The 21,428-nt window shown below is 63.4% G+C and carries 20 protein-coding genes; 1 reads left to right on the plus strand and 19 read right to left on the minus strand.

Translation table 11 applies throughout. The features are described 5' to 3' along the window. Positions 1 to 56 precede the first annotated feature (56 nt). Positions 57 to 1,583, minus strand: coding sequence for an ABC transporter substrate-binding protein (locus tag GB927_RS03430; protein WP_256115172.1), 1,527 nt, complete (start codon positions 1,581 to 1,583; stop codon positions 57 to 59). A gap of 196 nt (positions 1,584 to 1,779) precedes the next feature. Here GB927_RS03430 and GB927_RS03435 point away from each other — a divergent pair, with 196 nt between their 5' ends. Further along, complete coding sequence (locus tag GB927_RS03435) at positions 1,780 to 3,006, plus strand: M24 family metallopeptidase (protein ID WP_256115173.1); 1,227 nt, start codon at positions 1,780 to 1,782, stop codon at positions 3,004 to 3,006. Positions 3,007 to 3,240: 234 nt separating this feature from the next. Here the strand turns inward: GB927_RS03435 and GB927_RS03440 are convergent, their stop codons facing one another. The 18 genes from GB927_RS03440 to GB927_RS03525 form a co-directional block, all read right to left on the minus strand. Further along, entirely contained in the window at positions 3,241 to 4,632 is a 1,392-nt protein-coding gene (locus tag GB927_RS03440; RefSeq protein ID WP_256115174.1) for an FAD/NAD(P)-binding protein, read from the minus strand. A gap of 176 nt (positions 4,633 to 4,808) precedes the next feature. Beyond that, a complete protein-coding gene (locus GB927_RS03445; RefSeq protein ID WP_256115175.1) occupies positions 4,809 to 6,134 on the minus strand; it encodes an LLM class flavin-dependent oxidoreductase in 1,326 nt (441 codons plus the stop codon). Between the two features lie 51 nt (positions 6,135 to 6,185). After that, the gene (locus GB927_RS03450; protein WP_256115176.1) at positions 6,186 to 6,374 is read right to left on the minus strand and encodes a hypothetical protein; all 189 of its coding nucleotides are present in this window, start codon (positions 6,372 to 6,374) and stop codon (positions 6,186 to 6,188) included. Positions 6,375 to 6,765: 391 nt separating this feature from the next. After that, entirely contained in the window at positions 6,766 to 7,530 is a 765-nt protein-coding gene (locus GB927_RS03455) for an SDR family NAD(P)-dependent oxidoreductase (protein ID WP_256115177.1), read from the minus strand. A gap of 30 nt (positions 7,531 to 7,560) precedes the next feature. Beyond that, positions 7,561 to 8,145, minus strand: coding sequence for a helix-turn-helix domain-containing protein (locus GB927_RS03460; RefSeq protein WP_256115178.1), 585 nt, complete (start codon positions 8,143 to 8,145; stop codon positions 7,561 to 7,563). A gap of 115 nt (positions 8,146 to 8,260) precedes the next feature. After that, positions 8,261 to 9,028: an SDR family NAD(P)-dependent oxidoreductase gene (locus GB927_RS03465; protein WP_256115179.1), complete on the minus strand. Its 768-nt coding sequence runs from the start codon at positions 9,026 to 9,028 to the stop codon at positions 8,261 to 8,263. Between the two features lie 21 nt (positions 9,029 to 9,049). Continuing rightward, entirely contained in the window at positions 9,050 to 9,751 is a 702-nt protein-coding gene (locus GB927_RS03470) for an ABC transporter ATP-binding protein (RefSeq protein ID WP_256115180.1), read from the minus strand. Beyond that, the gene (locus GB927_RS03475; RefSeq protein ID WP_256115181.1) at positions 9,690 to 10,514 is read right to left on the minus strand and encodes an ABC transporter ATP-binding protein; all 825 of its coding nucleotides are present in this window, start codon (positions 10,512 to 10,514) and stop codon (positions 9,690 to 9,692) included. The genes GB927_RS03470 and GB927_RS03475 overlap by 62 nt, the downstream gene beginning before the upstream one ends. Then, on the minus strand, positions 10,490 to 11,485 hold the full coding sequence (locus tag GB927_RS03480; RefSeq protein ID WP_256115182.1) for a branched-chain amino acid ABC transporter permease: 996 nt from the start codon (positions 11,483 to 11,485) through the stop codon (positions 10,490 to 10,492). The genes GB927_RS03475 and GB927_RS03480 overlap by 25 nt, the downstream gene beginning before the upstream one ends. A gap of 3 nt (positions 11,486 to 11,488) precedes the next feature. Beyond that, on the minus strand, positions 11,489 to 12,439 hold the full coding sequence (locus tag GB927_RS03485) for a branched-chain amino acid ABC transporter permease (RefSeq protein WP_256115183.1): 951 nt from the start codon (positions 12,437 to 12,439) through the stop codon (positions 11,489 to 11,491). Between the two features lie 68 nt (positions 12,440 to 12,507). Further along, the gene (locus tag GB927_RS03490) at positions 12,508 to 13,626 is read right to left on the minus strand and encodes a branched-chain amino acid ABC transporter substrate-binding protein (RefSeq protein WP_256115184.1); all 1,119 of its coding nucleotides are present in this window, start codon (positions 13,624 to 13,626) and stop codon (positions 12,508 to 12,510) included. Positions 13,627 to 13,758: 132 nt separating this feature from the next. Beyond that, positions 13,759 to 14,520 carry an SDR family NAD(P)-dependent oxidoreductase gene (locus tag GB927_RS03495; RefSeq protein ID WP_256115185.1) on the minus strand — a complete coding sequence of 254 codons (762 nt, stop codon included), beginning with the start codon at positions 14,518 to 14,520 and terminating at the stop codon, positions 13,759 to 13,761. 54 nt (positions 14,521 to 14,574) lie between these two features. Continuing rightward, on the minus strand, positions 14,575 to 15,270 hold the full coding sequence (locus tag GB927_RS03500) for an acetoacetate decarboxylase family protein (RefSeq protein ID WP_256115186.1): 696 nt from the start codon (positions 15,268 to 15,270) through the stop codon (positions 14,575 to 14,577). 87 nt (positions 15,271 to 15,357) lie between these two features. Beyond that, positions 15,358 to 16,791, minus strand: a complete 1,434-nt coding sequence (locus tag GB927_RS03505; RefSeq protein WP_256115187.1) for an NAD-dependent succinate-semialdehyde dehydrogenase — start codon at positions 16,789 to 16,791, stop codon at positions 15,358 to 15,360. 26 nt (positions 16,792 to 16,817) lie between these two features. Next, entirely contained in the window at positions 16,818 to 17,921 is a 1,104-nt protein-coding gene (locus GB927_RS03510) for a Zn-dependent alcohol dehydrogenase (RefSeq protein WP_256115188.1), read from the minus strand. Between the two features lie 49 nt (positions 17,922 to 17,970). Next, positions 17,971 to 19,497, minus strand: a complete 1,527-nt coding sequence (locus GB927_RS03515; RefSeq protein ID WP_369431618.1) for an AMP-binding protein — start codon at positions 19,495 to 19,497, stop codon at positions 17,971 to 17,973. A 51-nt stretch (positions 19,498 to 19,548) separates the two neighbouring features. Next, the gene (locus GB927_RS03520) at positions 19,549 to 20,322 is read right to left on the minus strand and encodes an enoyl-CoA hydratase/isomerase family protein (RefSeq protein ID WP_256115190.1); all 774 of its coding nucleotides are present in this window, start codon (positions 20,320 to 20,322) and stop codon (positions 19,549 to 19,551) included. Between the two features lie 134 nt (positions 20,323 to 20,456). Continuing rightward, positions 20,457 to 21,392 carry an IclR family transcriptional regulator gene (locus GB927_RS03525; protein ID WP_256115191.1) on the minus strand — a complete coding sequence of 312 codons (936 nt, stop codon included), beginning with the start codon at positions 21,390 to 21,392 and terminating at the stop codon, positions 20,457 to 20,459. Positions 21,393 to 21,428 lie beyond the last annotated feature (36 nt).

Below are 21,428 nucleotides of genomic sequence, written 5' to 3' on the forward strand. Positions count from 1 at the left end.
CCGGACCATAGGTCAGGCGGCGTATCGTGTCGAGCATGCCCCTTGCGGGCGGACGGTTACTCGACTGCCTTGGTGATGCCGTAGGCGAAGAACTGCGAGTTCAGGCCGTTGAGCGGATAGCCGCTGACCGTCGTCTTCGACACCGCGATCTGCGGATAGAGGTAGAACCAGTTGCTGGCCGCATCCTCCGCGATGATCGTGTTGGCTTCCTTGAGCTTTTCGGCCTGTTCGGCGTCCGTGGCGCTGGATTCCGCCTGCTTGATCAGGTCCACCACCTTCGGATTGTTGTAGCCCCAATAGAAATCGGGGTTGCCATAGAACACGATGTCGCGGTGGTTGACGTGCTCCTGTAGGGTCGCCTGGAAGTCATGCGCCTTATAAATCTTGGTGTACCATTCGTTGGCCGTGATGACATTGATCTCGACCTTCACGCCGATCTTGGCCAGCTCGCTTTGGATGAACTGCGCGGCAATCGGATGCGGGTCGTAGTTCGGCGTATCGATGGTGAAGGTGAAGCCGTCGGGATAGCCCGCTTCCTTGAGCAGCGCCTTGGCGCTTTCCGGATCATAGGCATCGACCTTCGTCAGGTCGGCATACCATGCGTCGGTCGGCGGCACGAAGGAGCCGATCAGCGTACCGTAGTCGCCCCACACGGCCTTCAGCAGCTTCTCGTCTTCGATGGCGCGGGCGAGCGCCTTGCGGACCTTCACATTGTCGAAGGGCGCGACGCGGTCGTTATAGGCGAGCAGCAGCTTCGTCGTGGACTTGCCTTCGCTGACGGTGAATTCCGGATTGTCCTTGAACTGCGCCAGCGAATCCGGGCTCTGCACGGAGGTGATGATATCCACCGAGCCGGTGAGCAGCGCGTTGTTCAGCGCCGTCGCCTCGGTGAAATACTGGAAGACGACCTCGCCGTTCTTCGGCTTCTCGCCCCAGTACTTGTCAAAACGGGCGATCGCCAGCGACGAGCCGCGGCGCCATTCCTGGAGCGCGTAGGGGCCGGTGCCGTCTTCCTTCGCCTGAAGGTCCGTCGCCTCGTCGTTGACCACCCAGACATAGCTCAGATTGTAGGGCAGCGAGATCGAGCGCGCGGCAAGTTTCACGACCACCGTCGCATCATCCGGCGTCTCGATGCCGGCAATGGTCTTCAGGCTGTTCTTGCGCGAGCTTTTCGAGGCTTCGGCGGTGACCCGCTCGATCGAGAACTTCACGTCCTTAGCCGTCAGGGGCGCGCCGGAATGGAAGGTCACGCCCGGTTGCAGCGTGAACGTATAGGTCAGGCCGTCCTCGCTGACCGTGGTGTCCTTCGCGAGCACCGGCTCGACCGTGCCGGCATCCGTCAGGCGGAACAGCGCCTCGTAGACATTGCCGTTGAAGGCCTCGTTGATGCCCTGGCCGGCGCCCGCGGTGTTGTCGAGGTTCTGCGGCTCGTAGAGCGAACCGATATTGACGGTCGCGTCCGGATCGCTCTCCGCGGCAAGCGCGTGGCCGAAGGCACCCATGGCGAGAACGGCGGCAAGTGCCGTCGTCACAGCCCGGTTGCTGCGCCCTGCCGCCTGGTTGCGGGTTTCAAAACCGCTCATCTCGTTCTCCTGTTTCAAGCGGGCCGATGCAAAGGCCCATCATGGGCGGGGATTGTACGTATCCTCGTTGCCACGCGATATCCGGTTCCACTCCAATTTGCGGAATTTAAAGGGAATTGTCTTTCAACGATCGCCAAATCCATGGATAGTTTTCGCGCCCGCGGCCGGGCAGCATGCGGATGGGAACGAGAAAAGAATGAGCAATATGGACCGCACGAGGGCCGAGGCCCTGCTGGCAACGGACGGGCTGGACGGCATGGTGCTGTTCCGGCCGGAAGCATTTCGCTACGCGACCGGCCTCCAGGCGGGCGTCGCCACCATGTGGGGCCGCGCCGGCTCCGCCATCGCCCTGGTGCCGGCGCAGGCGACGGAACGGCTTGCCGCGGTCATGAGCGACCATGCTGCGCAGGGTGCAAAAACCCTTGCCGGGACGATCGATATCCGCACCCACCGCATCTGGATCGATGGCGTGACCGTTGACGGCGCCGGCTCGATCGCCGACATCGATGCGGCGTATCGCGACAGCGGTAATGTCGGCCCCCGCCCGGAAACCTTCGACCAGGCGGCCTGCTTCCGGCTTCTGGCGGACCTCCTCGCAGAACACGGGCTTTCCAAAGCCGCGCTCGGCGTCGACCTCGATTTCATGCCCGCCGCCGATTTTGCCCGGCTGAAGGCGGCGATCCCCGGCGTCGACTGGCGTGATGCGTCCGACGGGCTCAGGCGCCTGCGCCTCGTCAAGAATGCCCGGGAAATCGACCGGCTGCGCAAGGCGGCGCACTGCGCCGAAGCGGGGCTCGAAAGCCTGATGGGCGCAGCAAGGCCCGGCGTGCGCGTGGCGGAGCTTTCGGCCGCTTGGCTTTCCGGCGCGCGCCAGGCCGCCTTTGAAGGCGGACACGGGCTGTCCGGCCATTGGGACTATATCTCCATCGGCCCCGACCTGCAGGATGCCGGTGCGTCTCTGGGCGAAGGCGACCTCATCAAGGCCGATGTCGGCACGCTGGTCGATGGCTATTCCTCCGACGGGGCACGGACCTTCGTCTGGGGCAAGGCCTCGCCGCTTGCCGAGGACATCTACAAGGCGCTGCTGGAGACATTCCTCGCCGGCGTCGAGGTTTTGAAACCCGGCCGCCGCTTCGCAGAGGTGCATGAAACCATGCTGTCGACCATGCGCCGGCATGGTTTCCGGGAATATTACCGCGGCCATTTCGGCCATTCCGTCGGCGCAGCCGCCGGCATCGAGGAATGGCCCTTCCTCTCCCACGGCAACGGGATCGTCATAGAACCCGGCATGGTGCTCGCCCTCGAAGCGCCGTTCTATGCCAATGGCATCGGCGCACTGATGATCGAGGAACAGTTCCTCATCACGCCGGAGGGCGCGCAGACCATGAACAGGCTGCCACGCGAACTCATCTCGCTCGGGTGAAACCGCGCCAGATGCCGAGGCCGCGCCATTCTTTCAGGCCTCGCCCCGAATTCGGAATTATTTTCCTTCTTAATTGATAGATGCGGGCACGCGGAAAGGCACGGCATGGCTGTCAGCAGCGCGGTCGAGCTTGGGTCTATTCAATGATTCACTCGCATTGTGACGGTGCCCAAGGCCGCTAGGGCCGGTACGCGTGAAACGGCCGGCTCTTGCCGGCCGCTGCGCAAAGGGCTCCTACCCTTCGTTCCGACCGTCCGGAGGCCCGCCATTGCGCGTTTGCGCGCCCTGAAGCGATGCGGCCAGAGCCTCGGCTGCCGCATAGGCCTGCACGACGATTTCCGGGACGAGGTCGATATCCGGAAGGCTTCCGAGGCCGAGCGGCCCCATCGCGAAAAGCCCCTCGAAGATTTCCGGCTCGACGATCACCCGGCCAGCGCGGTCGACGAAGATGCCGAGGTCGAGTTCGTCGCGCTGCACCAGGTTTCCGGCGATCAGCGCGCGAAACAGCGGCGAATCCAGATCAGTCAGGCGGATGCGACAATCGATGGTCCGGTCCGCGGGCAGGACCTGAAGCCCTGCGGCCGTCGAAAGCAGCACGCCATTCGTCGCGATGCGCTCGACCTTGCCCTTGCGCACCATGATGGCGCCGCCGGCAATCGCCCGGTGCAGGCGCTCGTACTGGCCGGGCGGCAGGCGATTGCGGTGGCTGTCGTAGATCGGCTTTACATGGCGCTTGAAGCGGCGGCGTTCATCCGGCGTTAGCCCCTGCCAGAGGGCGCGGGCGCGCTGGCGGAAGTCGTTCATGATCCCCTGCCAGCCGGACCCCTCCGCTGCCGCCCTGTTCGCCGCCTCGCGCAGATAGCGGAAGGCACCGCGCAGCGTGTGCGGGAAGGGCCGGTCGGAGGTCACCGCCCCCACGGCGGAAGAGGTATGCGGCTGCGGCAGGAAGCCCGAAGCCGAGATCAGCGTGACGTGGGATGCCTCGCCTGCCGCGAGCAGCCGCAGCGCGCGATTGACGGCATGGACGCCTCCACCGATCACCAGCGCCTCCCCGACGCTGCCCTGGGTGGAGGCACAGTCGGCGCCGTCGCGCAAGCCGTAGCCGGTCGCCAGGAAAACCGTATCGAACCGCGTCTGCCCGTCGCTGGAAAGAACCGAAAAGCCGCCCCCCGGATGTCGGCCAATCGCGGTCACGCTGTCGGCACGGACCTGCACCATGACATCCGTCCGCTCGCGCAGGGCCTCGGAAAAGCGCTGATAGACATAGGCGCTGAAGACCTCCCCCGGCACGAAAGCATGATCGACATTGCCGGCAGGCGACGCCGCGCGCTCGCGCCAGACATCGTCGGTTTCGAGCCATCGCCGGAAATCCTCCCGCGCGGCCGGATCGATCGAGAGGTCGCGGACGCGGCTGTTGAGCAGCGTCGAGGCGGAACGGCCGGCAGCCTCCCCGCCGTCGATCTTGGGATAGGGATCGTAGAGCGCGAGGTGGAAAGGCCCCTGGAACGCCTTGAGAAGCGCGATCGCCGTCATGAGGCCGGTGAACCCCCGGCCGACGATGGCGATCCTGACAAGCGAGCCGGCCTGCGGCGAGGGCGATGAGAATTGGGCGGGCGCAAGCGTCATCGGTCGGCTCCTTTCCTGCATTTGCACCAGGCGGTCTTCCATCGGCGGCCCCTGCGGGCGCGCCGTGACACGGCATATCTCTACCAAAACAATAGAATTAGGACGGCGAAAGCAAGGGCGATTTTCAAGATATCCGCTCAATTGCGGACCGCACACCGCCGGCCATCCGGCCCTGCCTAGGCGAAAAACCGGTTCTGCGGGCGGGAAAGCCCGAGGTGCTCGCGCAGCGTCGTGCCCTCGTAATCGCTGCGGAAAAGACCGCGTCGCTGCAGTTCGGGCACCAGCTTTTCGACAACGTCGTCAAGGCCCTGCGGCAGATAGGGGAAGACGACGTTGAAGCCGTCCGAACCCTCTTCCCACAGCCATGCAGCCATCTCGCCCGCCACAGTCTCGACCGTGCCGACGAAGGCCAGTCCGGCGTAACCGCCATGGCGCTGGGCGAGCTGGCGCACCGTCAGCCCCTCTTCCTCGGCAAGTTTCAGCACCTGCGCGCGGCCGGTCTTGCTGGCATTGGTCTGCGGGATCGGCGGCAGCGGCGCGTCGGGTTCGAAGCCCGATGCATCATGGCCAAGTGCTATGGAGAGCGACGCGATCGCGCTCTCGTAATGCACGAGGCTATCGAGCGCCAGGCGCTTTGCCCGCGCCTCCTCGACCGTATCGCCGATGACGACGAAGGCGGCCGGCAGGATCTTCAACGCGCCGGGCTCGCGGCCGACGGCGGCAAGCCGCCCCTTGATGTCGGCATAAAGGGCGCGGCCGGCGGCAAGATCACGCGGCGAACAGAAGACGACCTCGGCCGTCTCGGCCGCAAGCTGCCGCCCCGGCTCCGACTGTCCCGCCTGCACGATCACCGGCCAGCCCTGCGGTGGCCGCGCAATGTTGAGCGGGCCGCGAACCTTCAGTTCCGGCCCCGCATGGTCAAGAACGTGCAGGCGATCGGGATCGAAGAACAGGCCGCTTTCGACATCGCGGATGAAGGCATCATCGGCGAAGCTGTCCCACAGGCCGGTCACGACGTCGAAAAACTCCAGCGCCCGCGTGTAGCGCTCGCCATGCTCCACATGATCGTCCAGCCCGAAATTGCGCGCGGCATCCGGGTTCGAGGTCGTGACGATGTTCCACCCTGCCCGCCCCCCGCTGATATGGTCGAGCGAGGCGAACCGCCGGGCGATATGATAGGGTTGCTCGAAGGTGGTGGACGCGGTCGCCACCAGGCCGATCCGCTCGGTCACCGAAGCGAGCGCCGAAAGCAGCGTGAACGGCTCGAACGACGTGACGGTATGGCTGCGGCGCAGCGCCTCGATCGGCATGTTCAGCACGGCGAGATGGTCCGCCATGAAAAAAGCATCGAACTTTGCGGCCTCGAGCTTCAGCGCAAAGGATTTGAGGTGCTGGAAATTGAAGTTGGCATCCGGATAGCCCCCCGGATAGCGCCAAGCGCCCGTGTGGAGGCTGACCGGGCGCATGAAGGCACCAAGATGCAACCTCTTTTCAGGCTTCATGCCATGCACTCCATCTCGCGCGCGCTCCTGACGGAGATAATCCCTGCATCGTCAGGCCGCAAGCCGCTCGCCCGTCGAGAGATGCGAATGGACCGCCCCGCTCAGTTGGCCAAGCGTCGCAAACCGGCGCTGATCCAGATCGAAGACGTGAAACTTGACGGCGATGAACCGAAACAGCCCGTCTTCCGGCACCGCTATCCCAACGGGCACGCCCGCATATTCAATGGTTTGCTTGTTCATGATGCAATATGTCCCGCTCTATCGCTGAAACGCCCGAAAGGGCTTTAGGAGGCACATTCAACGCGAAGGCAAGCACGACACGACCAGCGGACAACAGCGCCACGACCATCGGCCACGGGCATCAAAACGGAAGTGGTCATCCTGTCTTCTCCGCGATTGTCGGGCCGATATTCTATAATTTATATGTACTATTTTCACCAATTCCGCTCAAGCTAAAATGCCGAAGCGATGGAAGAAAAATCCAACATTCTCCATTTTGCCGTTCACGATAGGAAGATATTTTCTCGATGCTGCTTACGCAGCGTTTTTTACCGCGCACCGGCATTGAGGCGCAGCCGTCAAGGCGCTCCGCGATGGAATAGACAGCCGAACGATGCTCGGTCCGTTTAGTTCATTTCGCCAGATAACCGCCATCAGCTTCGAAGCAGGCGCCCGTTACGAAGGATGCGGCATCCGACAGCAGGAAGAGGATGACGTTGGTGATTTCGTCTGCCTGCCCGACGCGCTGCATGGGATGAAGGGCTGCCGCGGCCTGCCGCTTTTCATCGCTCAGATGGCCGAGCAGCGGCGTGTCGATGAAGCCCGGGGCGACGGCGTTGATGCGGATGCCCTGCCCCGCATGGTCGAGTGCCGCCGCTTTTGTGAAGCCGAGGACGCCGTGTTTTGCCGCGGTATAGGCAGGCTGGCCGGCAAAGCCGCGAAACCCCATGATGGAGGCGACATTGACGATGGAGCCGCCGCCGCGCTTGAGCATCGCTGGGATCTGATGTCGGACCGCGTTGAACACGCCTGTGAGGTTGACCGCGATAATCCTGTCCCATTGTTCGGCCGGATACTGCGCGGTCTCGCAGCGCGGCAGGTCGATGCCGGCGGAGTTGACCGCAAGATCGAGGCCACCGAAATGTTCGACGCCTTGCGCGACCGCCGCCTCGACGCCCGCAAACGACGTGACGTCGAGTTCAAGAGGGAGGACGTCGTCGGAGCTCAAAGTCGCGGCGAAGCCGGCAAGCCGATCACCATCCCGGTCAGCGAGAACCAGTTTTGCACCGAGATCGGCAAGTCGGAGGGCCGTCGACGCACCGATTCCGGAGGCGGCACCGGACACGAAGGCAACCTTGCCTGTGAAGGCGGCGGGATCGAAGAGAGGCGAAGTCATGGCTGGCCTATCTGCCGCGGCGGACGCCGCCTATTTGTAGACGCCAACCCAGATGATGATGGCCGGCTCGGTTTTCGATGGGTTACGCGAACGGTAGGTCGAGGAGCGGTTGAAGCGGTAGCTGTCGCCCTCGAAGAGTTCGAACTTCTCCTCGTCCACCCAGAGTTCAAGCCGTCCCTTCTGGATGTAGCCATACTCGGCGCCGGCCGTCGGCACGTTCTTGGGTTCCGTCTCCAGGCCGGGCTCGAAGGTCGACATCATGAATTCGACGTCGGAATCGAGCTGCGGCGTCAGAAGCTCGGTTCGTGCGCCCCGGTGCAGCATGAAGCGGCGCTGGCCGCCGCGCACGACGATGTCCTTTTCACGTTCCGCCTCCGGCTGCTTCTCCTCCAGGTCGACGAACCAGCTCATGGGCACGCCGAAGATCGTACAAGCGGCGTAAAGATCCTTCAACGTCGGCTGCGACAGACCGCGTTCGAGCTGGCTGATATAGCCCGTCGAACGGTTCAGTCCATCGGCGAGCTGCTGAATGGTAATGCGACGCGACCGCCGCAGTTCACGCAGCGTCTTGCCGACGTGATCGGGGGCCTGGGGCGCGGCGACGGGATTGCTCATTGAAAAACCCTGACAAGTTCACTTGAATGATGGAACTGGGCAAATACTTCATCGAAGTCAACACGGACCGACCATTGTGGCCGCCCCAAAACAATTTGTCCCCATCTCAGGCGTTTCAGCCGAACGTTCCCGCCGTGGTGCCACCATCCAGCACATAGACCATACCATTGGCATAACTCGCCTGCGGAGACAGCAGATGACCGATGGCGTCGGCCACTTCTGCCGGTTGGGCAAAGCGGCCGAGCGGCACGCGGCGCTCGTAGAAAGCGCGATCGTAGACCTCGTCGCTGTCCTTCAAGAGGCTGTCGGCCATCGGCGTGTCGACGAAGCTCGGGCAGACGACGTTGCTTCGCAGCCCTTCCGGACCGTGATCGAGCGCCATGCAGCGGATCAGGCCGACCACGCCATGCTTGGAGGCGCTGTAGGCGGCGTAACCGCGCGAGCCGCGCATGCCGGAATCGGAGCTGACCGCGACGAAGGCGGAGGCCGGGTTCTTCAAGAGATGGGGCACCGCATGCCGCGCCAGAAGGAACGGGCCGGTCAGATTGACGGCAATCGTGATCGCCCAGGTCTCGTCGGTCAGCGTCGTGACATCGCCTTTCCGGGCGACACCGGCGGCGGCAACCACGGCCGAGAGAAACCCATGCGCATCGACCGCACGCGCCACTGCGGCTGCGGCGTCAGCATCCGAGGAGGCGTCACCCGCCACCTCAAGTGCGGCGGCGCCCTTGTTCCGGCACGCGCTGGCAACTTCGGACAGCGCCGATGCGTTGAGATCGAACAGCGTCAGCGCGGTCCCGCTTTTCGCAAGCCCGAGCGCCGTTGCCCGCCCGATCCCGGAGGCGGCGCCCGAGATCAGGATGGAGGTCTCGAATGTCGACATGGATTCTCCTCCTGCCCGGTCTCAGGCGCCGAGATAGGCGGCCTTGAGGTCCGGATCGTTGAGCACATTGTTCGCGCCGCCCTCCACCGAGCAGCGGCCGGCATCGATGACATAGGCATAGTCCGCAATCTCAAGCGCCACTGCCGCGTTCTGCTCGACGACGATGAGGCTGATGCCCGACTTCGAGAGCGTGATGATGATCTCGAAGATCTGGTTGATGATTTTTGGCGCAAGGCCAAGCGAGGGCTCATCCAGCATCAAAAGCTCCGGCGTCGCCATCAGCGAGCGGCCGATCGCCAGCATCTGCTGTTGGCCGCCGCTCATGCGGCTCGCCAGCGAATGACGCCGCTCCTTGAGCACCGGGAACATGTCGTAGACCTGGGTGCGGATCTCGTCGAAGCTGCGCCCGCGGTTCGAAATATAGCCGGCGAGCAGGTTTTCCTCCACCGTCAGGCGCTGGAGGATCTGCCGCCCTTCCGGGCAGTGGGCGACGCCGAGGCGGGTGATCTCCTCCGGCGGCAGGCCCTTGATCGGCCGGCCCTTGAATTCGATCTCGCCGGAATAGATCTGCGTCAGGCCGGAAATGGAGCGCAGCGTCGAGGTCTTGCCGGCGCCGTTTGCACCGATGATCGTGACGATCTCGCCGGCATTGACCTCCAGATCAATGCCGAACAATACCTGCGTTCGCCCGTAGCCCGCCTTGAGCCCGGCGACTTTGAGCAAGCTTGCGGATGTCGTCGAGTTCTTCCGTGGTTCCAAGATAGGCCTCCTGCACTTTTTCGTTCGCGCGCACCAAATCCGGCGTGCCGGAGCAAAGCAGCTCGCCATAGTTCAAGACGTCGATCCGGTCCGAGATGGACATGACCAGGTCCATGTCATGCTCGACGAGGATGATCGCCCGGTCCGCGCGTTTCAGGCTGGCGATCATCGCCGCCATGTCCTTCGTTTCGGTATGGTTGAGGCCAGCCGCCGGCTCGTCGAGCAGCACGATCGGCGCTTCCGTGACGAAGGCGCGCGCGAGTTCTAAGATCTTCTGGCGGCCATAGGGCAGATCGCCGGCCAGCACGTCGGCCACATCGGACAGATGGAACTGCGCCAGGCAGGCATGGCAGATTTCCAGCCGCTCGGCTTTGCTCAACCGTTTCGCACCCGTGAGGAAAGTCAGCCACGACTGCGGGAAGAAGCAGACTTCGAGATTCTCCAGCACCGTCATGCCGTCGAACAGGCGAAGGTTCTGATAGGTCCGCGATATGCCGAGTTGGGCGATGCGGTGTTTCGGCAGCGTGCTGAGAACCGAAGAACCCAGCTTTATCGTGCCCGACGTCACACTGTAGGAGCCGGCGACCATGTTGACGACGGTCGACTTTCCCGCGCCATTCGGCCCGATGATCGAATAGATCGAACCGACATCGAAGGACAGCGACAGGTTCTTGATCGCGACGAGCGACCCGAAATGCTTGCTTACGTTTTCGAGGGCGAGAGCCATAGGGTCCGGACCTTTCGAATGATGAAGCCGAGGTTGAAGCGGGGCGAGACGAGCCCGCCCGGGCGAAGCACGATGACGGTGACGAGAACGACGCCGTAGATCAGCAGGCGGTATTGCGCGGCGAAATGCAGGACTTCCGGCAGCACGACGAGCACCACGGCACCCGCGATGACACCGACGATATTGCCGACGCCGCCGATGATGATGATCAGCACGACGAGCAGCGATTCCTGGAAGGTGAAGCTTTCTGGGCTGACGAAGCGCTGGAACGAGCCGAAGATCACCCCGCCGGCGCCGCCGATTGCGGCACTCAACGCAAAGGCCAGCAGCTTGAGCGTCGTCGTGTTGATGCCAAGGCCGCGCACCACATCCTGGTCTTCGCGAAGCGCGCGCCAGGCTTTGCCAAGGATCGAGCGCTCCATGTAATAGACGCCGGCGCAGACGAGGACGGTCAACACGAGCAGCAGCCAGTAGAAATGTACCGGGCTGGTGAGCGGCAGGCCGAAGAGGTTCGCCCGGTCGAGGCCGGCAATGCCCTGTGGGCCGTTCGTGATGTCATCGGCATTGTTGATGGCGATGCGGATGATTTCGCCGAAGGAGAGCGTGACGATCGCGAGATAGTCACCGCGCAGCTTCAGCACCGGGAAACCCAGCAGTACGCCCGCAATCGCCCCGGCTGCCGCTCCGATGAACAGCACCACGATGAACGGCAGGTGGATATCGAACTGTCCGCTCGCCAGAAGCGCATAGGCATAAGCACCGACGGCATAGAAGGCGATGAAACCGAGGTCGAGCAGACCGGCATAACCGACCACAAGGTTCAGGCCGACGGCGAGGATGATGTAGATCAGGATGCTGTCCACGACGCGGACATAGTAGGACGGCATGAACGGCACCAGTGACAGCAGCAGGACGCAAAGCGCCAGCACTGCGAGAAGGCCGAGCCGCCGGACGATCACCGAGTTCCCCATGGGTCAGTAATCCTTCTTTGCGACAGTCGTTTCTTCCGAGACCGTCTCGCCGAGCAGGCCGGCGGGCTTGAACAGAAGAACGAGGATGAGGACGGCGAAGGCAAAGACGTCACGATATTCCGTGCCGATATAGCCGAAGGAAAGGATGGGCAAAAAGGCCGTGCCGAACACTTCAATCGCGCCGAGCAGGAAGCCGCCGAGCATGGCACCCGGAATGGAACCGATGCCGCCAAGAATGGCCGCGGTGAAGGCCTTCAGGCCGATGACCGAGCCCATGGTCGGCTGCATGATGCCGTAGTAGGACGCGTACATGATGCCGGCCATGGCGCCGAGGCCGGGGCCGATGAAGAAGACGAGGCTGACGGCGCGATTGACGCGGATGCCGAGCAGGCTGGAGGTCGTCCAGCTTTCGGAGGCCGCGCGGATCCAGATGCCGAGGCGGGTGCCATTGACGAAGAGCGTGAGGCCCACCATCAGCAGGACCGCGGCGGCGAGGATGCCGACCTGCACGGTCGTGACCATTCCGCCCAGGGATTCGATCGGCGCGCTGGGCACGATGGCCGGAAAATGCACGGGCTGCGGGCCGACGGTCACGCGCACGGCACTCTGCAAGACGATCGACATGCCAAGCGCGCTCAGCATCGGCGCAAGACGGCCATAGGCGCGCAGCGGCCGATAGGCGAAGCGTTCGATCGCAACGCCGAGAAGGCCGACGATGACGAAGCTCGCGACGATTGCGATGACGGAATCCAGCACCGGCGCCAGGCCACCCAGGCCAATGAGCCCGCTGAAAATGAACGTATAGACGTACGGGCCGAGCATGAAGAACTCCCCGTGGGCGAAGTTGATCAGCCGCATCACGCCATAGACCATCGTGTAGCCAAGGGCGATCAATCCGTAGATTGCGCCGATGGCGAGCGCGAAGATCAGCTGTTGAAGAAAATAGTCGAACAAGGGGGTCGCCTTTATGACAACGGGCCGGCACGGGCTGCGCCGGCCCCATTGAACAATCGTCCGGCTGATTACTGCTTGATCAGCTCGAACTTGCCGTCCTTGACGATATAGAGGTACATCGGCGCGGTGGTGTTTTCGCCATTTTCATCGAAGGCGACCGGGCCGAGCAGCGTTTCGACCGTCACACCATGCAGCTGGGCGAGCACGCCTTCGCGGTCCAGCGTTTCAGCCTTCTCGACGGCGGCGGCCATGACCTGGGCGTTGGCGAAGCCGAGCGAAGCGTAGGGGCCGGGCGCCCGGCCGAAACGGGCCTGGTGGCGATCGGAGAAGTCCTTCAGTTCCGGCGAAGAATCGTAGGGCGGAAGCTGGAAGGTCATGAGCGCGCCTTCAGCGGAAGCGGCACCCACCTGCGTGATGAAGTCGACGGTGAAGCCGATGTCGGGGCCGATGAACTGCGCCTTCAGGCCCTGTTCACGCATCTGCTTGAGGAAGAGCGCCAGCTGCGGCATGCCTGCACCCATATAGACGACATCGGGGTTTTCCAACTTGATCGAGGCGATCAGCGCGGAGAAGTCGACATCTTCCGGGTTCGTGCCGAAGGTGCCGGAAACCTTGCCGCCGCCCTTCTCGAAATTGTCCTGGAACACGCCCGCAATGCCTTGGCCAAACACCGTCTTGTCATGCACCAGCACGGCATTCTTCAGGCCGAGCTTTTCGGTGACGTATTTCGCGGGCAGCGCGCCCTGGATGAAGTCGTTGGCGACCGGGCGCACGACGGTCTTGAAGCCCATTCGCATCAATTCCGGATTGGTCGCGGGGACGACCTGCGGCATGCCGCATTCGGAATAGATGTCGAGGGCCGGCATGGTGACGCCGCTGTTCATGTGGCCGATGACGCCGATGACGGCGCTGTCATCGCAGAACTGCTGGGCGACGAGCGTGCCCTGTCGCGGGTCGGCGCGGTCGTCGAGCGGGCGGAAGACAACCTTGTTGCCCTTGATGCCGCCCTTCTCGTTGAGTTGGTCGAAATAGAGCTGGGCGCCGTCGATCTGCGACTGGCCGAATTCGGCCTGCGCGCCGGACATCGGTGCGCTGCCGCCGAGCACGATGTCGTCGGCCATTGCCGGCATAACGCTGGAAGCAAACAGCAGCGCTGCGGCGGAAAGAAGTACACGGGTTCTGTTCATAAGGTTCCCCTTTTGCTTGTTGAGATTCGTTGCACGGAACTCCCATCCCGGCAACGCCTGCATGAAATTATTTGTAGCGTTCTTCACCAGAGTGACTGGGCATGCGACGACCAGACGTTTCCTTCGACCTCCTCATTTCGCGAGATAACCGCCGTCCACCGCCAGCACATGGCCGGTGGTCATTGCCGATGCCGGACCGGCGAGGAAGATCATGGCGGATGCCACTTCCTCGGGTTCGGCAAGACGCTTGAGCGGGGTCAGGCTGCGGATCTTGTCCATCTGCTCCCGGTCGGCCATCAGATGGTCGATCAGCGGCGTCCTGACCCAGGTTGGCGCCACCGCATTCACGCGAATGTCGTTGTCGGCCCATTCGACGGCGAGCGTGCGGGTGAGGTTCACCACCCCTGCCTTCGTCGACTGGTAGGAGACGTTCGGGTGAAGGCCGCCTCCGGAAAAGCTCATGATCGATGCGGTGTTGATCACCACACCCGGCGCGGCGCGGCCGATCCAGGACCGCGCGGCCGTGCGCGAGCAGAGAAACATGCCCGTCAGGTTAACCGAGACGACGCTGTTCCAGTCCTCCAGCGAAAGCTCGGTCGATGGGCGCCGGATGGAGATGCCCGCATTGTTGACGAGGATGTCGATACCGCCGACCTCGCGTTCCATGGTCGCGAAAACGGCCAGGATGTCAGCCTCATGCGTGACGTCGAGGGCGGAGGCTGTCGCCGCACCGCCAGCCTCCGCCACCTCCCGGCGCACGGCTTCCGCCGCCGAAAGGTCCCGGTCTAGAACCACGACATGCGCCCCGAAGGCGGCAAACATCAGCGCCGCAGCGCGGCCGATGCCCCCACCGCCACCGGTGATGAAGACCCGCTTTTCATCGAGTCTGAACATCCTTTCGGGCGCTTTTGCACACATCATGTGTACGGTTCCCTATAATCCGGCGCTTCAGCCGACAATCTTGCCGAAGGCGAGGACGAAGTTGGCGACGATCATTTCCGCTCCGACGATCTCGCGAATCTCGAAATCCGAGAACGGATCGTTTGCATTGCCGCCGATCTTGATCTCGGCCGTACCGAGCGCATGGCGGATCGTTTCGGACTGGCCAAGCGAATTCTCGATGATCTGTGTTTCGACGGCGGCACTTTCCGGCGAGGGAATGATGCGCGTCTGGAAACGCGGATGCAGCGCTGGCTTTTCGAAGGCCGGGCCGTCGGCCTTGAAGTCAATCTCGATCAGCGACGTGCCGCGGCGCGAAAGCTTTGCCTTTACCGCCGTCTCGCTGGCGTCCCAGGCGACCTCGCCCATCTTCTTCGGGTAGCCCCAGACCTCGCGGCCGACAGCCATCGAGTCGTCATTGGTGACGATCTCATAGAGCACGTGACCGCCCGGACGCCCCTGGTAGCTCATCGGCACGACGATGCCGCCTTCGGCATAGGAGCCGAGCGAGCCGCCCGCCGGCACGTCCATGATGAAGAATTCGATCACGTCGCCGCGCAGTTCAAACTGCGCCGGCAGGGCCGCACGGATCGCCGCCTCGTCGACACGGCAGAACACGCTGACCTTGCTGAAGGCTTTGTAATCAAACGGCGGCGCCTGGTAGAGGGGCGAGCGCTGCGGAAGGGAATAGGCCTGCTGGGACATGGGGATTGGAGTCTTTCCTGTATGTTCGCTTCATCCTGAATTTCACACTAATGAAAATATCTGTCAAGATTTTCATTAGTGTGATCGTCATAAATTCGTTTGTGAAACAAACTTGATCGTCTGGAAGGTCTCCAGGGCCTCCGGCCCACCCTCCGAGCCATAGCCGGAATCCTTCACGCCATTGAACGGAACCTCTGCATAGGCGAGGCCGTAATCATTGATCGACAACATGCCCGTCTCGATGTCTTCGCTGAAACGCTGGGCATTGCGTTGGGAGCGCGTGAAGGCATAGGCGGCGAGGCCGAAGGGCAGCCGGTTGGCCTCCCCGATTGCGTCATCCACCGTCTTGAAGCGGTTGACGACCGCCACCGGGCCGAACGGTTCCTCGTTCATGATCGCGGCATCCTGCGGCACGTCGGCGAGCACCGTCGGCTCGAAGAAGAAGCCGGCATTGCCGATGCGGTTGCCGCCGGCCAGCAGGCGGCCGCCCTTGGCCACGGCGTCGCCGATCAGTCGGTCCATAGCGTCGAGCCGGCGAGCGTTCGCCATCGGACCCATGTCGATGCCCTCGGAGAGGCCGTCACCCACGCGCACCGCTTTCGCCGCGATGACGAAATCTTCCAGGAAATTGTCATAAACTGGCTCTTCGACCAGCACGCGCGTCGGCGCGATGCAGACCTGGCCGGCATTGTGGTACTTGTGCCCGGCCAGCATCGAGACTGCGGACGGCAAGTCCGCATCGGCGCAGACGATGTAGGGCGCGTGTCCGCCGAGTTCCATCGTCACCCGCTTCATATGGGCGCCGGCGAGCGCCGTCAGGTGTTTTCCAACCGGCGTGGAGCCGGTGAAGGAGACCTTGCGGATCACCGGATGCGGAATGAGATATTCGGAGATTTCCGACGGCACGCCGTAGAGAAGGTTGATTGCCCCATCCGGAAAACCGGCATCGGCAAAGGCGCGGACCATCGCCGCGCAAGAGGCCGGAGCCTCTTCGGCCGCCTTGAGGATGACGGTGCAGCCGGCGGCAAGGGCGGCGCAAATCTTGCGGATCGCCTGGGCGACCGGATAGTTCCACGGCGTGAAAGCCGCGACGACGCCGATCGGCTCCTTCACCACCATCTGCTGCACGCCGGCCTTGCGGGCCGGAATGATGCGGCCATAGGAGCGGATGGCCTCCTCCGCGAACCAGCGGATGACGTCATCGGCATTGCGAAGCTCGGAGCGCGCTTCGGCAAGCGGCTTGCCCTGCTCCATGGTCAGGATCGGCGCGATGTCCTCGATGCGGGCGCGCAGGTTATCCGCCGCCGCGTGCAGCAGTTTCGCGCGGTCGCGCGCCATCGTCTTGCGCCACGTTTCAAAGGCTGCAGCAGCCGAAGCAAGCGCGCGATCCATGTCGGCCGTCGTTGCCTTCGCAACGCGACCGATTTCGCTGCCGGTCGCCGGGTTGAGCACGGGCAGCGTCTCGCCGCTCGCACCAGGGGTCCATTCGCCGGCGATGAAGAGTTGGGTATCGGGATACATCGTCTGTCTCACTCAAAATCTGGTGGTCAACGGTCGAAGCACACGAGCGTGCGCGCGAGCACGCCCTGCTCCAGCCAGCGGAAGGCCTCATTGATCTGTTCGATCGGCACGCGCTCACCGACCTGGCGGTCGAGATCGTAGCGGCCGGCGCGGTAGAGGCCGAGGATGCGCTCGAAATCACGCTCCGGCACGCCGCCGCCATAATTGCTGCCGATGATGCGCTTCTGGGTGTTCGGCAGCGTCGAGGCCGGCAGTGAGACCATTTCGCCCTTGGCGGCGATACCGACGGAAATCACCGAGCCGCCAAGCCGGACGCTGTTATAGGCAAGCGCGATCGCGGCCGGCCGTCCCGTACAATCGATGATGCTGTCCGGGCCACGGCCGCGGCTCAGCGCTTTGAGTTCGGCGGCAACGTCCTGCGTCGCCGAATTCAGGAAATGGGTGGCGCCGAACGAGCGGGCGACCGCTTCCTTCTCCGGGTTGATATCGATGGCGACGACGGCCTCCGCACCGGCGACCGATGCTGCGTGGATGGCGTTGATGCCGACACCGCCGACGCCGATCACGCCCACGACCTCGCCGGCCTCGACACGCGCATCATTGACCACCGCGCCAAAACCGGTCGTCACCGCGCAGCCCACAAGCGCGGCCACCTCGAAGGGAATGTCCTTCTCGATTTTCGAGCAGCCGGATTCCGGCACCACGGCAAGCTCGGCAAAGCTGGACACGCAGGTGAAATGGTTGACGGGCTTTTCAGCGCTGCCAAGCCGGCGCGCGCCATTCCAGAGTGTACCGCCACCGGCCGCGTCGCCATAGGTGTCGCACATGGTCGGCAGGCGCTTGTGGCAATAGAAGCACTCGCCGCAATTCGGCGCCCAGGACAGGATGACATGGTCGCCCTTTTGTACCTTGGAGACGGCCGAGCCGGTGCTTTCAACGATGCCGGCCGCTTCATGGCCGAGGATGATCGGCAGCTTCGGCCGGGACTTGCCCTTCGCGGCGCTGAGATCGCTGTGGCACACGCCGGTCGCGATGATGCGCACGAGCACTTCGCGGTCACCCGGATCGGCAATCGGTACGTCTTCGATCACGAGGTCTTCGTTGAACGTGTAGAGAACGGCGGCCTTCATACTGACTGTCTCCCCTCGGGGTATGCGGTTGTGTTGGTTTTGCAGCGCTTCATCGGCCGGTCCCGTGCAGCCTGTCCCAGCTGCCGTCGACGGATACGGACAGCCGGTGCTTCATGATGCGTTGGCTCGGCGTGCGCTCGAAATCCTTGACCACGGCGAGGTAGCGCGGGTTCTGGAACGGCGCCAGCCGTTGCGCAAGCCAATCGGAAAAGGCGGAGTAATCGATATCGGCGCCTTCCTTTGGCTTGATGAAGAGCTTGATCTCCTGTTCGCCGATCTCCGCCTTGACGCCGATCAGCGCGCAATCCTCGACCATCGGATGGCTGCCCGCGACATGTTCCACTTCGAAGGCCGAGACGTTCTCGCCCTTGACGCGCACGCTATCCGTAAGGCGTCCGAGGAAATAGAGGTTTCCGTCCGCGTCGAGCATGCCGAGGTCGCCGGTGTGGAAGCCATCCGGCCTCAGCGCCTTGGCGGTCGCCTCTTCATTGCGAAAATAGCCGGCGAAGACCGCGCCCGCCTGACGCGGATGGACGACGATCTCGCCGTGTACGCCCGCCGCCACGGGCGAACCCTGTTCATCTAGGATTTCCACCGACAGCCACGGAACGGGCGTGCCGACCGAGCCGAGTACGCCGCTGGCATTGAAGGTGGTGATGCTGGAGGATTCCGTCATGCCGTAGCACTCGCGAAGCGGCATACCGAAGCGCTCCTCGAAGGCGCGCCAGATATCGCGCGGGCAGCCGCCGCCCCAGGCAGCGCGCACCTTGTGATCCCGGTCGCGTTCGCTCTCCGGCTGCTTCAGGAGGATCTGCAGGACGCCGCCGAGATAGTGGATCTGCGTCGCGCCGCAGTCGCGCACCTGCTCCCAGAAGCGGCTAGCACTAAAGCGTTGCACCATGGACAGCGTGACATCGCGCAATAGCGGGATGGGGATAAGCTGCGCACCGCCGATGTGATAAAGCGGCTCCCACACGAAGAAGACATCGCCATCACGCGCATCCGAGCAGAGCATGGCGCCTTCCGACGCATAGCGCAGCATGCGATGCGTGACGCAGACGCCCTTCGGGCGGCCGGTCGTGCCGGATGTGTAGTTGAGCGCGAAGAGATCGTCCGCCGATGGCAGCGACTCGGAGAAGACGTGGTCGCCACCGGCGAGTTTGTCCAGCGCCCCCGCATCCCCCGTCTCAGCGACAAGCTGGAAGGCGTTCGTGTCGGCACCGCACTCGAGAATGTTCGGGAAGAGATCGCGATTGGCGAAGACGACGCGCGGATCGCAATGTTCCAGGATGTATTTCAGCCCGTCGCCGCGCAGCTGCACATTCACCGGCACCCAGACGGCACCGCATTTGGCGATGGCGAAAAGCACGGCGAGGCTGTCGGGGCTGTTGCGCAGCATGAGCGCCACGCGGTCGCCCTTCGCGACCCCCAGGCGGCGCAGCTCAACCGCCACGCTATCCGACTTGCGGTGCAGGTCCGCGAATGTGATCGGCTCGCCGTCGAAAGTCGCATAGATGGCATCGGGCGAAGCAGCGGCCCGGGCCGGCAGGCAAGAAATGAAACCTTGGTCTTCCACGCTACAGTCCTGAAAAATCATTGAATTTGAAAGGCGGGTCCAGCGTCCGGCTCAGCCGGATTTCGCCTTCCCCTTCGACGCGAGAAACTGCTCCATCATGCGGTTCGGCTCGCCGTCTTCATAGGCGATGCGCTGGTTGCGCACGCCCGCCGCAAGCGCATCACGAAAGCGGGCTTCGGTGACTTCACGGAAGCGCTGCTTGTTGAGCTTCATGGCAAGCCGCGGCTTGGCGGCAAGCTCTTCGCCCAGCGCTAGCGACGCTTCGAGCACTTGGTCGCGCGGCACGATCCGGTTGATCAGGCCGATCGCCACGCATTCGGCCGCCTCCATCATGCGGCCGCTCAGCGTGAGATCCGTGGTGCGTGCCAGGCCGATCATTTCCATCATGATCCAGGGCCCGGTCGTGCTGGCAATGCCGGAATTGATCTCCGGCTGTCCCATCTTCACGCCGTCATGGCCGATGCGGAAATCACCGAGCAGCGTCACCTGGAAGGCCGATCCCGCCGCAAGGCCGTTCAGCGCCATGATCAGCGGCTTGGAGAGGCTGCGAATGCGATCGTAGAGCCGTTCCCATTCGCCGATCCACAGTTCTGCACGGTCCGGATCGAAGGTCTTGGTCTCGTTCAGGTCCTGCCCTGCGCCGAAGGCGCGCTCGCCGGCCCCGGTCAGGATGATCGCGCCGACGGACGCGTCTTGCTCGGCCGCCTCCAGCGCGTCCATCAGCGCGGATCGCATCGGCGAATGCCAGGCGTTGAGCACCTCGGGGCGGTTAAGCGTGATCACGCGGCACGCGCCGCGCTGTTCCGTCAAGATGAAGTTTGTCATGATTTCCATCGTATCGTATTTTGATACTTTGTATCGTATTGTAATACATGAAACTGTCAATGGGATTTTTCGCGGCACGCAAAATCGACCAGCGGTCGCCCGTCGGGTTGTGGAAAACGCAACGAGTTGGAGGACTAGAAGGTGGAGGACGCCTGCGAGATTGACCGCGTCGCAGCGACCACCAGAGGGGCGAAAATCTCTTCCGCCTTCTCCGGCGTATAACGCGCGTTGGAGACGCCGATATTGACGGCGGCGACCGGACGCCCGGTCTGGTCGAGCACGGCGGCAGCGACCGAGAGATCGCCGGGGAAGAACTCGCCCCAGGTCGTGGCGTAGCCGACGTTGCGCGCGGTCTCCAACCGTTCGACGAGTGCCTCGACCGTGTGGACGGTCTGCGGCGTGAACGCCTGCAACGGCGAGCGTTCAAGCAGCGACCTGGCTTCCGTGAGCGGCAGCCGGGAAAGGATCGCACGGCCGGGCGCCGTGCAGAAGGCGGGCATGCGGGTGCCGACGACGACATCGGTGTTCAGCATGTGCCGGCTCATGAAGCGGGCGGCAAAGACGATCTCCGCGCCATCCGGCAGCGTCAGGTTCACCGCCTCCTCCGTCTCGCGGCTGAGGTGGAGGAGATAAGGCATGGCCTGGTTGACGAGCGGATTGGCGGTGATGAAATGACGCGCCATTTCGAGGCTGCGCAGGCTGAGCTCGAAGCGCTTGGTCACCGGGTCCTTCTGGAGGTAACCAAGCTTGTTCAGCGTGTGGGTGAAGCGCTGCGCCGCACTCTTGTCGAGCCCAACATTGGCGCCGATCTGCGCGAGGCTGAGGCTGCGGTTCGTGCCGTCGAAGGCTTCAAGCACCCGGAACGCCTTCTCCACCGACCGCACCATCAGCGGATCGGCATCGTCGGGATTCTTCGTGTCATCAGAGGACAAGCTCGTCACCTTGGCAATCGCTTCGACGCCCGGGAGGCGGCATGGCAGAACCCGTCCCGTGTAACCCGGCCTCCCGGTATCGGCAAGTCCACCTTCCATTTCCACGCGCCGGCCGATGGCGCGTGCGGTCTGGGGCACTCGCTTTCAACCTCCGTTGGAGGAAGCAAACGGTCG

Source organism: Shinella lacus (genome assembly GCF_010994755.1).
GTDB lineage: Bacteria > Pseudomonadota > Alphaproteobacteria > Rhizobiales > Rhizobiaceae > Shinella > Shinella lacus.

What these genes read in the sequence shown, in the direction of transcription:
- GB927_RS03505 (WP_256115187.1), bottom strand. Translation starts at nt 16,791, where the DNA reads ATGTATCCCGATACCCAACTCTTCATCGCCGGCGAATGGACCCCTGGT.
- GB927_RS03490 (WP_256115184.1), bottom strand. Translation starts at nt 13,626, where the DNA reads ATGAACAGAACCCGTGTACTTCTTTCCGCCGCAGCGCTGCTGTTTGCT.
- GB927_RS03430 (WP_256115172.1), bottom strand. Translation starts at nt 1,583, where the DNA reads ATGAGCGGTTTTGAAACCCGCAACCAGGCGGCAGGGCGCAGCAACCGG.
- GB927_RS03435 (WP_256115173.1), top strand. Translation starts at nt 1,780, where the DNA reads ATGAGCAATATGGACCGCACGAGGGCCGAGGCCCTGCTGGCAACGGAC.
- GB927_RS03500 (WP_256115186.1), bottom strand. Translation starts at nt 15,270, where the DNA reads ATGTCCCAGCAGGCCTATTCCCTTCCGCAGCGCTCGCCCCTCTACCAG.
- GB927_RS03520 (WP_256115190.1), bottom strand. Translation starts at nt 20,322, where the DNA reads ATGACAAACTTCATCTTGACGGAACAGCGCGGCGCGTGCCGCGTGATC.
- GB927_RS03460 (WP_256115178.1), bottom strand. Translation starts at nt 8,145, where the DNA reads ATGAGCAATCCCGTCGCCGCGCCCCAGGCCCCCGATCACGTCGGCAAG.
- GB927_RS03445 (WP_256115175.1), bottom strand. Translation starts at nt 6,134, where the DNA reads ATGAAGCCTGAAAAGAGGTTGCATCTTGGTGCCTTCATGCGCCCGGTC.
- GB927_RS03475 (WP_256115181.1), bottom strand. Translation starts at nt 10,514, where the DNA reads ATGGCTCTCGCCCTCGAAAACGTAAGCAAGCATTTCGGGTCGCTCGTC.
- GB927_RS03510 (WP_256115188.1), bottom strand. Translation starts at nt 17,921, where the DNA reads ATGAAGGCCGCCGTTCTCTACACGTTCAACGAAGACCTCGTGATCGAA.
- GB927_RS03450 (WP_256115176.1), bottom strand. Translation starts at nt 6,374, where the DNA reads ATGAACAAGCAAACCATTGAATATGCGGGCGTGCCCGTTGGGATAGCG.
- GB927_RS03480 (WP_256115182.1), bottom strand. Translation starts at nt 11,485, where the DNA reads ATGGGGAACTCGGTGATCGTCCGGCGGCTCGGCCTTCTCGCAGTGCTG.
- GB927_RS03495 (WP_256115185.1), bottom strand. Translation starts at nt 14,520, where the DNA reads ATGTTCAGACTCGATGAAAAGCGGGTCTTCATCACCGGTGGCGGTGGG.
- GB927_RS03440 (WP_256115174.1), bottom strand. Translation starts at nt 4,632, where the DNA reads ATGACGCTTGCGCCCGCCCAATTCTCATCGCCCTCGCCGCAGGCCGGC.
- GB927_RS03455 (WP_256115177.1), bottom strand. Translation starts at nt 7,530, where the DNA reads ATGACTTCGCCTCTCTTCGATCCCGCCGCCTTCACAGGCAAGGTTGCC.
- GB927_RS03465 (WP_256115179.1), bottom strand. Translation starts at nt 9,028, where the DNA reads ATGTCGACATTCGAGACCTCCATCCTGATCTCGGGCGCCGCCTCCGGG.